The organism is Arthrobacter sp. AG258 (genome assembly GCF_004364695.1).
Lineage (GTDB): Bacteria > Actinomycetota > Actinomycetes > Actinomycetales > Micrococcaceae > Arthrobacter.
Window position 1 is genome coordinate 633,152 of the sequence record NZ_SOBI01000001.1, and the last position, 11,925, is coordinate 645,076.

General features: G+C 67.3%; 10 protein-coding genes. 4 read left to right on the top strand and 6 right to left on the bottom strand.

Annotated elements, in window-relative coordinates:
• Positions 1-131: 131 nt before the first annotated feature.
• The 4 genes from DFO47_RS02985 to DFO47_RS03000 all read right to left on the bottom strand — a co-directional run bounded on the left by DFO47_RS02985 (position 132) and on the right by DFO47_RS03000 (position 6,088).
• Entirely contained in the window at positions 132-1,121 is a 990-nt protein-coding gene (locus DFO47_RS02985; RefSeq protein ID WP_109045173.1) for a Ppx/GppA phosphatase family protein, read from the bottom strand.
• A gap of 7 nt (positions 1,122-1,128) precedes the next feature.
• A complete protein-coding gene (locus DFO47_RS02990; protein WP_018761826.1) occupies positions 1,129-1,548 on the bottom strand; it encodes an SseB family protein in 420 nt (139 codons plus the stop codon).
• Positions 1,549-1,600: 52 nt separating this feature from the next.
• Positions 1,601-4,327, bottom strand: coding sequence for a type I DNA topoisomerase (gene topA / locus DFO47_RS02995; protein ID WP_018761827.1), 2,727 nt, complete (start codon positions 4,325-4,327; stop codon positions 1,601-1,603).
• A 123-nt stretch (positions 4,328-4,450) separates the two neighbouring features.
• Entirely contained in the window at positions 4,451-6,088 is a 1,638-nt protein-coding gene (locus DFO47_RS03000; protein WP_133830614.1) for a class I SAM-dependent methyltransferase, read from the bottom strand.
• A gap of 43 nt (positions 6,089-6,131) precedes the next feature.
• Between DFO47_RS03000 and DFO47_RS03005 the strand changes: the two genes are divergently transcribed.
• Both DFO47_RS03005 and DFO47_RS03010 read left to right on the top strand, forming a co-directional pair.
• Positions 6,132-6,602, top strand: coding sequence for a hypothetical protein (locus DFO47_RS03005; protein ID WP_018761829.1), 471 nt, complete (start codon positions 6,132-6,134; stop codon positions 6,600-6,602).
• A 51-nt stretch (positions 6,603-6,653) separates the two neighbouring features.
• A complete protein-coding gene (locus tag DFO47_RS03010; RefSeq protein WP_026264600.1) occupies positions 6,654-7,217 on the top strand; it encodes a hypothetical protein in 564 nt (187 codons plus the stop codon).
• 9 nt (positions 7,218-7,226) lie between these two features.
• Here DFO47_RS03010 and DFO47_RS03015 read toward each other — a convergent pair whose 3' ends face one another.
• A complete protein-coding gene (locus DFO47_RS03015; RefSeq protein ID WP_133830615.1) occupies positions 7,227-8,123 on the bottom strand; it encodes a rhodanese-related sulfurtransferase in 897 nt (298 codons plus the stop codon).
• Between the two features lie 126 nt (positions 8,124-8,249).
• On the opposite strand from DFO47_RS03015, the gene DFO47_RS03020 reads away from it, so the two are divergent.
• Together DFO47_RS03020 and DFO47_RS03025 are read left to right on the top strand one after the other, a co-directional pair.
• Positions 8,250-8,942, top strand: a complete 693-nt coding sequence (locus DFO47_RS03020) for a GNAT family N-acetyltransferase (protein WP_133830616.1) — start codon at positions 8,250-8,252, stop codon at positions 8,940-8,942.
• A gap of 73 nt (positions 8,943-9,015) precedes the next feature.
• The gene (locus DFO47_RS03025; protein WP_133830617.1) at positions 9,016-11,391 is read left to right on the top strand and encodes a DEAD/DEAH box helicase; all 2,376 of its coding nucleotides are present in this window, start codon (positions 9,016-9,018) and stop codon (positions 11,389-11,391) included.
• Between the two features lie 124 nt (positions 11,392-11,515).
• Here the strand turns inward: DFO47_RS03025 and DFO47_RS03030 are convergent, their stop codons facing one another.
• Positions 11,516-11,899, bottom strand: a complete 384-nt coding sequence (locus DFO47_RS03030; protein WP_133830676.1) for an Rv3654c family TadE-like protein — start codon at positions 11,897-11,899, stop codon at positions 11,516-11,518.
• Positions 11,900-11,925 lie beyond the last annotated feature (26 nt).

Below are 11,925 nucleotides of genomic sequence, written 5' to 3' on the forward strand. Positions count from 1 at the left end.
GGCAGGCATGGGGATGCCTGCCAGGGCACCGGTGGCTCGGCAACAGGTTTTCCCCCATTTTCCTGTTGCCGGCCCCGGTGCTTCCGCATTTAAGCGCGGCTGGTGTCGCTGCCCGGCCGAACGCTTGGTTGCTAGAGGGCAGGTTCCACCGGGCGGGACGCGGCCACATGGGGCGCCGGTTCCAGCGGCCCGGCGAAGACCAGCTGGTCCAGGCGGCGCAGGATGAGCCCTTCGCGCAAAGCCCAGGGGCAGATGCGCAGCTTCTTGAACTTGAACATCTCAAGGGCGGCTTCGGCCACCAGTGCACCGGCAAGGAGCTGGTGCGCCCGTGCTTCGGATACACCGGGGAGATGCAGCCTGTCCTCGGAGCTCATGGCCGAGATCCGCTGGGTCCAGATCCCCAGGTCCGAGGCGTGCAGTTCGCGCTTGACGTAGGGGCCTTCGGCGCTGGGCGCGGCCCCGGCGATCCGGGCCAGGGAGCGGAACGTTTTTGAGGTGCCTGCCACCACGTTGGCCCGGCCGAGGCCGTCGAATTCCCGGACAGCAGGTTTGAGGGTTGCCCTGATGTAGCGCCGCAGTTCCTTGACGCTTTTGGCCGACGGCGGGTCCTCGGGGAACCAGTCGCGGGTGAGCCTGCTGGCGCCGAGCGGCACGGAGGTGGCCACCTCAGGAAGCTCGTCCTGGCCGAAGGCCATTTCAAAGGAGCCGCCACCGATGTCCAGGTTCAGGATGGGGCCGGCGCCCCACCCGTGCCAGCGCCGCACCGCGAAGAACGTCATGGACGCCTCTTCGCTCCCGGTGAGTTCCTGGAGGGTCACCGTGGTCTCGTGCTTGACCCGGGCCAGGACGGCGGGGCCGTTGGTGGCCTCGCGGATGGCCGAGGTACAGAATGCCAGCAGGTCTTCGGCCTTGTGCCGGGCCGCGAATTCCCAGGCCTCCAGGACGAACTCGGTCAGCTCATGCTGTCCTTCGTCGCTGATGCTGCCGTCCGGTTCAAGGTACTGGACCAGGGACAACGGCCGCTTGTGGGACGCAAATGGGACAGGCTGCGCACCGGGGTGGGCGTCCACCAGGAGCAGGTGGACGGTGTTGGACCCGATGTCGAGGACGCCTAGACGCATGGGGACATTATTGCTCGTCGGCGCGCTTGAAGTCGCGCCGGATGTTAGCCACGCCTTCAGGATCGATCTCGAAGCCGTAGGCGGCGCCGGGGTTGATCACCATGCCCAGTTCGTCGCCAAGGTTGGCGATGATGGCTGCACCCTGCGTGCCCAGCACGTTGGGTGCGGCTTCCAGGTACTGCTGGTCCACCCGGGTGGGGTGCGAGAACACGGCGAGGACGGGGCGGCCGTCGGCGTTGGCAAGGACCAGCGGCTCAACCTGGGAGTCCACGCCTTCCACCGTGTCCGAGCTGATGATGTAGACCTCGCTGTTCAGGAAGGACAGGATGACGTCAACGGGATTGGCGTCTTCCTGCCCGCCGGTGGCGAGCTTCTCCTCAAGGTCGTTGAGCGGCTGGAGATCCGTGTGCGCGGGCTGTTCAGTCATACCGTCTACCCGATCACGATCCGGTGGCCGGCGCAAACGCGCCGGCCAGGCACTACTTCTTGGCCGTTGCCTTCTTCTTTGCGGGTGCCTTGCGGGTGGCCGTCCGCTTGACCGGGCCCTTGGCGCGCTTCTCGGCCAACAGTTCCACGGCCTGTTCCCGGGTGAGTTCCTCCAGGGAGGTGGCACGCGGAACCGTGATGTTGGTGATGCCGTCGGTGATGTACGGACCGAACCGGCCTTCCTTCACCACGATGTTCTTCTCCGACACTGGGTCCGGACCGAACTCGGCCAGCGGCGGCACGGCGGCACGGGCGCCGCGCTGCTTGGGCTGTGAATAGATCTCCAGCGCCTGCTCCAGGGTAATGGTGAAGATTTCCTCTTCGGATCCGATCGAGCGCGAATCCGTGCCCTTTTTCAGGTACGGACCGAACCGGCCGTTCTGCACGGTAATGAGGTTGCCTTCGGCGTCCTCGCCCAGCGCGCGGGGCAGGCTCATGAGCTGCAGGGCTTCGTCCAGCGTCACGGACTCCACGGTCATGGACTTGAACAGCGAACCCGTGCGCGGCTTGGCCTTGACCGGCTTCTTGGGCGGCTTGGGCTTGCCGTTCTTGTAGTACTCCACCGGCTGCTTGGCCAGGTCTTCGTCGGTCATTTCCGGGATGATCTCGGTGACGTAGGCGCCGTAGCGGCCGTTCTTGGCCACGACAGTGTGTCCCGTGTGCGGGTCTGCACCGAGCACGCGCTCCTCCGGCGCCGCAGTCTCCATCAGCTCAATGGCTTTGGCTGCGGTCAGTTCGTCCGGGGCCAGGTCCTCGGGCACGTTGGCCCGGGCCGACTCCACGATCTCGCCCGTCTTGGGATCGACGACGGCTGCCGAACTTTCCAGGTACGGGCCGAACTTGCCCACCCGCAAGGTGATGTCGTCGGTGATCGGGATGGAGTTGATCTCACGGGCATCGATCTCGCCCAGGTTGTTGACGATGCTCAACAGTCCGGGGTCGGAGTCTTCGCCGAAGTAGAAGTGCCGGAGCCACGAAGCTCCTGCCTCCTGGCCGTTGGCGATCTTGTCCAGGTCGCCTTCCATGTCGGCGGTGAATTCGTAGTCCACGTAGTCGCTGAAGTGCTGCTCCAGCAACCGGATCACCGAGAACGCGATCCAGCTGGGCACCAGCGCGGAGCCCTGCTTCCGGACGTAGCCGCGGTCCTGGATGGTGGAAATCGTGGACGCGTACGTCGACGGGCGGCCGATGCCCTTCTTTTCCAGTTCGGCGGTCAGGGACGCTTCCGTGTAGCGCGGCGGCGGCGAGGTTTCGTGGCCTACCGCCTGGATGTCCGCGGCGGTGAGGGAGTCGTCCTTGGCCACGTTCGGGAGCCGGCGTGCTTCGTCGGACTCGTCATCGCCGCGGGTCTCGTCCTTGCCTTCTTCGTAGGCGGCCAGGAAGCCGGGGAAGGTGATGACGGTGCCGGAGGCGGAGAACTCGGCGTCCCGCCCGTCGGCGGCAATGGCACCCAGGCGGATGGTCGCCGTCGAGCCCTTGGCGTCGCCCATCTGGGACGCCACGGTGCGCTTCCAGATGAGCTCGTACAGGCGGAACTCGTCCCCGGAGAGCTGCTTGGCAACCTGGGCCGGCGTGCGGAAGGAGTCTCCTGCCGGGCGGATGGCCTCGTGCGCTTCCTGCGCGTTGGCGGCCTTGTTGGAGTAGACGCGCGGGGACTGCGGAATGTATTCCGGCCCGTAGAGCTCCGAGGCCTGCCGGCGCGCCGCGGTGATGGCTTCGTCACTCAGCGCCGACGAGTCCGTACGCATATAGGTGATGTAGCCGTTTTCGTAGAGCCGCTGGGCCACCTGCATGGTGCTCTTTGAGGAGAAGCGCAGCTTGCGGCCGGCCTCCTGCTGGAGGGTGGAGGTGGTGAACGGCGCGGCCGGGCGGCGGGTGTACGGCTTGGTGTCCACCGAGCGGACGCGGAAGTCCGCATCCTGGAGCCCGGCGGCGAGGGACGTCGCAAGCTCCTCGTTGAGGTGGGCCACGTTCTTGGCGGTGAGCTCGCCGTTGTCGTTGAAGTCGCGGCCGCTGGCCACCTTGGCGCCGTCAACGGCGGCGAGCTTGGCCTTGAACGAGCCCGAGTCCGCGCCGAACTGGCCGGTCAGGTCCCAGTAGGAGGCGGCTTTGAAGGCCATGCGTTCGCGTTCGCGGTCCACCACCATGCGCGTGACCACGGACTGCACGCGGCCGGCGGACAGGCCGCGGGCCACCTTGCGCCACAGCACCGGGGAGATCTCGTAGCCGTACAGGCGGTCCAGCACGCGGCGGGTTTCCTGCGCATCCACCAGGTCCTGGTCGACATCGCGCAGGTTGCCCATGGCGCGCTGGATGGCTTCCTTGGTGATTTCGCCGAACGTCATCCGGTAGACCGGAACCTTGGGCTTGAGCACTTCGAGCAGGTGCCACGCGATGGCTTCGCCTTCGCGGTCCCCATCGGTTGCGAGGTAAAGTTCGTCGGCGTCCTTGAGCGCTGCCTTGAGCTCGGTCACCTTTTTCTTCTTGTCCGGAGACACCACGTAGTAGGGCTTGAAGTCGTGGTCGATGTCGACGGCGAACTTGCCCACCGACGTTTTCTTCAGCTCGGCGGGGAGTTCGGACGGTTGCGGCAGGTCGCGGATGTGACCAATGGAGGCCTCTACGATGAAGCCCTCGCCGAGGTACTTGGCGATGGTCTTGCTCTTGGCCGGAGACTCCACAATCACGAGTTTCTTGCCGGTTTTGGCCTTGCTTGGCACGGTGCTCCTACAGAAAAAGGTTGCTGGGGCAGATGAGCCCATGTTCGCCTAGTTCACCATATTTTGGGGAATCGTGCGCATTCATGTGGAAAAGACGGGGCGCGGCCTGGAGCATAAGGGGGCTTACTGTTCGGCCGGAAACACGGCCGGAATGAGGAAGCCGTCCCGCACCAGGTTGGCCACGTCGGCAAGCAGCAAGCGCTGGAACGACCCGGCCTCGCCGCCCAGGAGGGCCTCCAGGGCCGCGGCGATCTGCCCGGCGGCCAGGTCGCCGTCGCACGCTGAGACGAACCCGGCCAGCTCGGTGCTCATCAGGTTGGTGCGGCGCAGCCCGGCGCCCTGCCGGAGCAGGATCACGCCAGGGTGCTCGGCGCCGGGGCGCTGGTGGCGCTCCTCGGTGACGTCGTCGGCCACGAGCAGGTGCGTTCCGGCGAGATCGTGCCCTGCCAGCCAGTCGCTGCGTTCGACGGCGGCGCCCAGGTGGGGTCCGATGGGCTGCTCGATGGGGTATGTGATTTCCTCAAAGCGGCTGATGGTTTCCTGCCCGGCCGCAGCGGGGCGCCGCAGCCACACCATGCCAAAGCCGATCCCGGCGACGTTCCGGGACCCGAAATCCGCGAGGTACGCGGCGTAGGCGTCCCGGTAGTGTGCCCGGTCCCGGGATTCGGAGGCGTCCTGCAGCCAGGTTTCCGCGTATTGTTCCGGGCTGACCTGCTCCCGCTGGATGAACCAGGCGTCGGTGCCTGCCCGCACCCAGGACCTCGGCCGCTCGTCCCAGTTGGCGCCGGCGGGGGCTTCCCAGTTTCCCAGCAGCTGGGCCACGCCGCCCGGCGCCAGGACGCCGGGCAGGTCCGCCACCAGGGACGCGACGATCTCATCGCCCGGCAGGCCGCCGTCGCGGTAGGTGAATTGGCCGGCCGCGTCCTCTCCGGCACTGCGCGGCGTGATCACGAACGGCGGGTTGGACACCACCAGGCCGAATTCCTCCCCGGCCACCGGCTCCAGCAGCGAACCCAGGCGCAGGCTCACCCGGTCCTCGAGCCGGTCCGGGTCCACGGAGAGTGCCTCGGCGTTGAGCAGGATGTTGAAGCGGGCATAGGCCAGGGCGCGTTCGGAGATGTCGGTGGCGGTCACGTGCTGGCAGTGGTGCAGCAGGTGGAAGGCCTGGATGCCGCATCCCGTGCCCAGGTCCAGGGCGCGTTCGGTGTGCTGCCGGACGGTGGTCTGCACCAGCGTGGTGGATGCCTGCCCGATGCCCAGGACATGGTCGTGCCGCAGGACTCCTGCCTGCTGGTGGGCCGCGAGGTCGCTGGCCACCCACAGTTCAGCGCCGCCGCTGCCGTCGGGGTTGGCATCCCAGCCGTACGGGCGCAGGTCGGCTTTGGCCGTGATGCGGGGCGTGCCGGGGACGGGCTGGACCAGCCCCAGCTCCAGGAGCCCTTCCACGCCGATGCCCGGCAGCGCGGCGTCGAGCGTTTCCCGTTCCTGCGGCTCGGCCAGGAGCCACAGCCGGACGACGGCGGCAAGGGGCGCCGCCGCTGCGGTGCGCTGCACTGCCTGCGCGGTTGCCAGCATGGCGGGAATGACCTGGTCCCGGTTCAGCGCCGCGGAGGCCGTGGGCCCCAGCAGCCGGGCGACGCCGTCGAGCGTGTAGTCGATCCTGCGGAGGTCTGCGGCGAGCGCCGCCAGCAGCCCGGGAAGGTCGCTGCGGGGTGCGTCGGGAGTGTTGCCGGCGGTGAACTCGTACGGGGATTTAGGCACCGCTCAAGTTTAGTCCGGCCCGGCAGCGGGGTACGGTGGAAGCATGCCTTCCCGCCTGACCTTCCTTCCGCGCGCCCGCACCGCCGCGGTACGCCGTACGCTGCCGGCGGTACTGGTGGCCGCAGCCCTTGGGCTCACCGTCGCAGGGTGTTCGCCTGCGGGCTCGGTGGAGGCCGCAGATGTTCCGCAGTGGCGGGCCACGGCGCTGCCCACGTCCCCGGCGGACGTGGTGCTTCAGGATTCGGGCAAGATCCTCAACCGGGACCACCTCGTGCAGGAAGCACCTTCCGTTCCTGCCGGCAGCTACACGCTCACGGCGGTGTGTGCCGGCACCGGCAAGGCGTTCTTCGCGGTGTCACTGGACGGCAAGGCCGTCACCGAAGCGGGTGCGGCCTGCAACGGCCGTGCCGAGACCACCAGGATCAACCTGCCTGCCGGCGGCCGGGTCCAAATCAGCAGCTCCAGCGTGGACGCCCCGCTGCTCTACGCGTACCGGCTGGCCCCGGCGCAATAACACCGGTTTCCGGCTCTGGCCCGGCGCCCGTCGCGGGCATACAGTCGGACTATGCCCAGTGTGCGGAGGTTCTCCGCGCCCCTTCCCCGAAGGACAGCACGGGCGCCGCGGGCACCGAAGCCCGCGGCCGCCGTCGCCCTTGGACTGGTGCTTGCGGCAGGTGCCCTGGCGGGCTGCGAATATACGTACGACGACGGCCGGGCCGGTGCCGTCCAGGGCGGCACTACCATCGCCCCGGTTCCAGCGTTCACCCGCGATCCTTTGCAACAGGACCCGGTCAGCGGCGCCGACCTCGATGATTGGGTGTCCCGTGCCCTGCCGGAGGGTACGGCACCCGAGGTCCAGGCCGATGCCGGGTTGTTGGGGTCCGGCGAAGTGCGGACCGTGGCATCACCGGCACTGGAGACCGGCACATACTCGCTGGCCTTGGCCTGCCGAAGCCAACGCCGGGTAGCGTTCACGGTGAGCACCGAGGACGTGACGCTGGTGGATCTTGGCCTTCGCTGCGGCATCAACCGGGAGAACGTCTTCTATCTCTCCACCCGGAGCGTCCTGACGGTGCGGCTGGAAGCGGGCAGCGCGGCGAACTATGCGTTCCGGCTCCGCAGGCTTTGACGTGCGGGCTCAGGCAGCGGCGCAGCCTTCCGGGCAGCGGAGCGTCTCCGGGCTGGAGGCGCACCCGGCGCAGTACAGCGTCAGGGTCCGGCAGCTGGGGTTGGAGCAGTTCTCGAATTTGCTGGTGGGTGCCGAGCAGCGGGCACACTGGCCGATCGTCTTGGCGTCCTCGCTGAACTCGAGGTGCATGCGCTTGTCGAAGACGTAGAGTGAGCCCTCCCAGAGCCCCTGGTCCTTGAAGGCCTCGCCATAGCGGACAATACCGCCGTCGAGCTGGTAGACCTCCTTGAAGCCGCGGTTCACCATCAGGCTGGAGAGGACCTCGCAGCGGATGCCGCCGGTGCAGTAGGTGACCACGGGCTTGTCCTTGAGGTCGTCGTACTTGCCCGAGTCGAGTTCCTTGATGAAGTCGTGCGTGGTGGCGACGTCGGGGACCACGGCGTCCTTGAACCGCCCGATTTGGGCCTCAAAGGCATTCCTGCCGTCGAAGAACACCACGTCCTCGCCGCCCTGCTTCTTGGCGTCCACCAGTTCGTGCAGTTCCTCGGGCTTGAGGTGCTTGCCTCCGCCCACCACTCCATGGGCGTCGACGGTCAATTCTCCGGGCGCACCGAAGGAGACGATCTCGTCCCGCACCTTGACGCTGAGCCTGGGAAAGTCCTCTGCGCCGCCGTCGGACCACTTCACGTCGATGCCCCGGAACCCCGGGTACTCGCGGGTGGTCTTGACGTACTGTTTGACCGCGCCGATTTCCCCGCCCACCGTGGCGTTGATTCCGTCCTTGGAGATAAGGATGCGGCCGGTCAGGCCGAGCTTCTCGCAGAGGGCGCGCTGCCAAAGCCGCACGGCGTCCGGATCCGCGATAGGGGTAAAGCCGTAAAAGAGCACAATTCGGTTCAAAGCCACGTATTTAAGGGTACCGCCGGCCCGGAGCAGGGTTACCGCCGGCCCGGGAGCGGGGGCGCATCACAATTCCATAAGCACTGGGCCACCCCCTGTTGCTTGCGATCCTGCTGGAATAGTCTTCATGCCATGAGTCAGGAAACCCTGGTTGAAGACATCACTGGCCTTTTTCAGGTGTGGGTTGCGGGCTGGGCCGGATGTCGCGGCTACCGGACCTCGACGCAGGGCCGGTTCCCGGCCGTGCTCCGGGCTGATACCAGCGGTGACTGGGAAGTTTTTGCGTCCGAACCCAGCCCCGACGAATTCGCGGCCCTGGCCGCCACGACGGCCGAAGCGCCCGCCCGCGTGCTGACCATCCTTACGCACGATCCCGCCCGGTTCACCGGCCTGGCGGCCAAGCACGGGTTGAACGTCACCTCGGATTCGCAGACGATGATGATCGTGGACATGGAGACCCAGGACGCCGAGGATCCATGGCTTTCCGACGACGACCTGAGCCTGTCCACGTTCGAGCGGGATGGCGTGCACTACGCAGAGGTCCGCTCCGGGGACGAGATCGCGGCCAGCGGAAGGGTATTCGTCGTGGGCGATACCGCGGTGTTCGACAAGATCATCACCGAGCCCGCATTCCAGCGCAGGGGCCTGGGCAGCCTCATCATGCGGGCCTTGGCGGCACAGGCCTTCGGCCACGACGTGCGCACAGGACTCCTGCTGGCGTCCACTGACGGACAGAAGCTGTACTCACACCTGGGCTGGACCACGGTGGCCCGCGTCCTGATGCTCTCGGCGTCCCACGAGGGAGCGGATCTTTCGCTCAGCTGAGGGTGCCACGGCCCGGTTGTGCGTTTGGCGAACCGCTGCCCTCCGGCTTGGTGCCGGGTGGAAGAATAGTGGGGTGACCCCCCATGACTCCCTGATTCCCCTCCTGGGCCGCGGCCCGGAACCGGAACAGCTCCGTCATGTCCGCACCATCCCTGCGCGGGAGGCGGTCCACGAGCCTTGGCCTGAATGGATGCACCCGGACCTCGTTGAGGCATACGGCTCGCTCGGCATCCGGGAGCCGTACCGCCACCAGGTGGAGGCAGCCAACGCCGCCCATGAGGGGAAGCACGTGGTGGTGGCCACTGGAACCGCGTCGGGGAAATCGCTGGCGTACCAGTTGCCGGCGCTGGACGCGATCCACCGGTCGGAGTTGCGTGTGCTGGCCGACCCGGGGAAGATCCACGACGACGGCGCCGTGACGCTGTACCTCTCCCCCACCAAGGCACTGGCGGCGGACCAGTTGAACGCCATCCGGGCTTTGAAACTGCCTACGGTCCGGGCGGAGACCTACGACGGGGATACTGATCCCGCTGCCCGCCGCTGGATCCGGGACCACGCGAACTTCATCCTGGCCAACCCCGACATGCTGCACTTCGGCATCCTCCCCAACCACGCGTGGTGGGCGTCGTTCTTCCGCCGGTTGCGCTATGTCATCGTCGATGAGGCGCACAGTTACCGTGGCGTGTTCGGCTCCCATGTGGCTAACCTGATGCGGCGGCTGCGCCGGATCTGCGCCTACTACGGGGCAGGATCGTCGTACCCGGAGCCGGTGTTCATTGCGGCATCGGCCACGGCGTCGGAGCCTGACGTCTCCTTCGCGCGCCTAATTGGCGCCCCCGTCACTGCGGTGTCCCGCGATTGCTCGCCCCACGGTGCCACCACGGTGGCACTCTGGGAACCGGCGCTGACGGACGTCCGCGGCGAGAACGGTGCCAAGGAACGACGGACGGCCGTGGCGGAGACCTCTGACCTGCTGGCCAACCTGGTGTCCGCGCAGATCCGCACCATCGCGTTCATCAAGTCACGACGTGGCGCGGAAACCATCTCCGCCATTACCAAACGGCTCCTTGACGAGGTGGATCCGAGCCTGCCGCAACGCGTGGCCGCGTACCGCTCGGGCTACCTGCCGGAGGAACGCCGGGCGGTGGAGAAGGCGTTGCGTTCCGGCCAGTTGCTGGGTGTTTCCAGTACGTCGGCCCTGGAACTGGGGATCGACATTTCCGGCCTTGATGCGGTCCTGGTGGCCGGGTGGCCCGGGACGCGGGCCTCGCTGTTCCAGCAGATAGGCAGGGCGGGCCGCGCCGGCCAGGATGCGATTGCGGCTTTCGTGGCAAGCGATGACCCCCTGGATACCTACCTGGTGAACCATCCCGAAGCCATCTTCGACGTTTCGGTGGAAGCAACAGTCTTTGACCCGTCCAATCCCTACGTCCTGGGGCCGCATCTGTGCGCCGCTGCCGCTGAACTTCCGCTGGGACCGGCGGAGCTCGATCTCTTCGGCGAAACCGCAGAGTTGCTCCTGGACCGGCTGGTGGCACAGGGCTACCTCCGGCGCCGGCCGGCCGGCTGGTTCTGGACCCATTCGCAGAGTGCCGCCGCCATGGTCAACCTCCGGGCGGACGGAGGGGGACCCGTCAGCATCGTGGACGCCGAGACCGGTTCGCTCCTGGGAACCATGGACTCGCCGCAGACCCACTACCAGGCGCACACCGGGGCGGTGTACGTCCACCAGGGCGACACCTATGTGGTGGAGGACCTCAACGAAGACGACCACTGCGTCATGGTGCGGCGCGCCAACCCGGACTATTACACGACCGCGCGGGACGTGACCCAGATCGAGGTGCTGGAGACCCAGCGAACCATGCAGTGGGGTGACGTGACGGTCCACTTCGGCGACGTAAAGGTCACCACCCAGGTGGTTTCCTTCCAGCGCAAGGCACTGATTTCCAATGAGGTGCTGGGCGAGGAACCGTTGGAGCTGGGCGCACGCGACCTTTTCACCAAAGCGGTGTGGTTCGTGGTGGAGAACCGTTCCCTGACGGCGGCGGGACTGATCGAGGCACAGTTCCCGGGTGCCTTGCACGCTGCCGAACACGCGGCAATAGGGCTTCTTCCCCTGGTGGCTTCCAGCGACCGGTGGGATATCGGCGGGGTCTCAACCGCACTGCACGCCGATACCGGGGTGCCCACCATCTTTGTGTATGACGGGCACCCCGGGGGCGCCGGGTTCGCCGAACGGGGGTTCGACAAGGCCATGGTGTGGCTGGCGGCCACGCGGGACGCCATCAAGGCCTGCGAGTGTGACACCGGCTGCCCGTCCTGTGTCCAGTCGCCCAAGTGCGGTAATAAGAACAACCCGTTGGACAAGGCCGCGGCGGTAACCCTGCTGGATGTCCTGCTCAAGGACGGCTCGGAAGCCAGCCGGGAGGTGCTGGACGCCAGGAGCTGAGCGGAACGTGCCGGGCGGAAGGACGTGCCGGGCTGAAGGACCTGCAGGACTGAAGGACGTGCAGGGCTGAAGGATGTGCGGCGCGGCGTCGACAGTCCCGTGCGCCGCCCCCCATGGCATCTCCTCACGGAGGTGGCCCGGCCCGTGCATGTCCCGTGGCGGCGCCCAGGAGCGACCGTTCGTTAAGCTCGGTCCGCACGTCAATCGTCTGCCCGGCCCCTTCCACGCAACTGATCATTGTGGCGGCATGGCGGCCCGATACCTCTGAGGCAACCAGGCAGGGTTCCCCGGTGGTGATGCCGCGGAGGGCGTCGGCCGCTGCGAGGGCTGCCAAGTCCGCGGCTGCAGCCGCCCGGCTGGCCAGCACGGCCGACTGGGCGAGCAAGAGCATGACGGCCATGGCTGTCATGACCACCAGCGCCAGCCCTGCCGCCATGACCGTTCCGGAGCCGCGCTCCCGGCCATCGTGCGCAGCCGTCCAGCTGGACGAACCGCCAAGGCGACCCAGCCTGTCGGCTGGGCACTCCCTTGAGG

Excerpts from the sequence above, each read along its gene's own strand:
- DFO47_RS02985 (WP_109045173.1), bottom strand. The coding sequence starts at position 1,121 with ATGCGTCTAGGCGTCCTCGACATCGGGTCCAACACCGTCCACCTGCTC.
- DFO47_RS02990 (WP_018761826.1), bottom strand. The coding sequence starts at position 1,548 with ATGACTGAACAGCCCGCGCACACGGATCTCCAGCCGCTCAACGACCTT.
- DFO47_RS03005 (WP_018761829.1), top strand. The coding sequence starts at position 6,132 with ATGCCTTCCCGCCTGACCTTCCTTCCGCGCGCCCGCACCGCCGCGGTA.
- DFO47_RS03010 (WP_026264600.1), top strand. The coding sequence starts at position 6,654 with ATGCCCAGTGTGCGGAGGTTCTCCGCGCCCCTTCCCCGAAGGACAGCA.
- DFO47_RS03020 (WP_133830616.1), top strand. The coding sequence starts at position 8,250 with ATGAGTCAGGAAACCCTGGTTGAAGACATCACTGGCCTTTTTCAGGTG.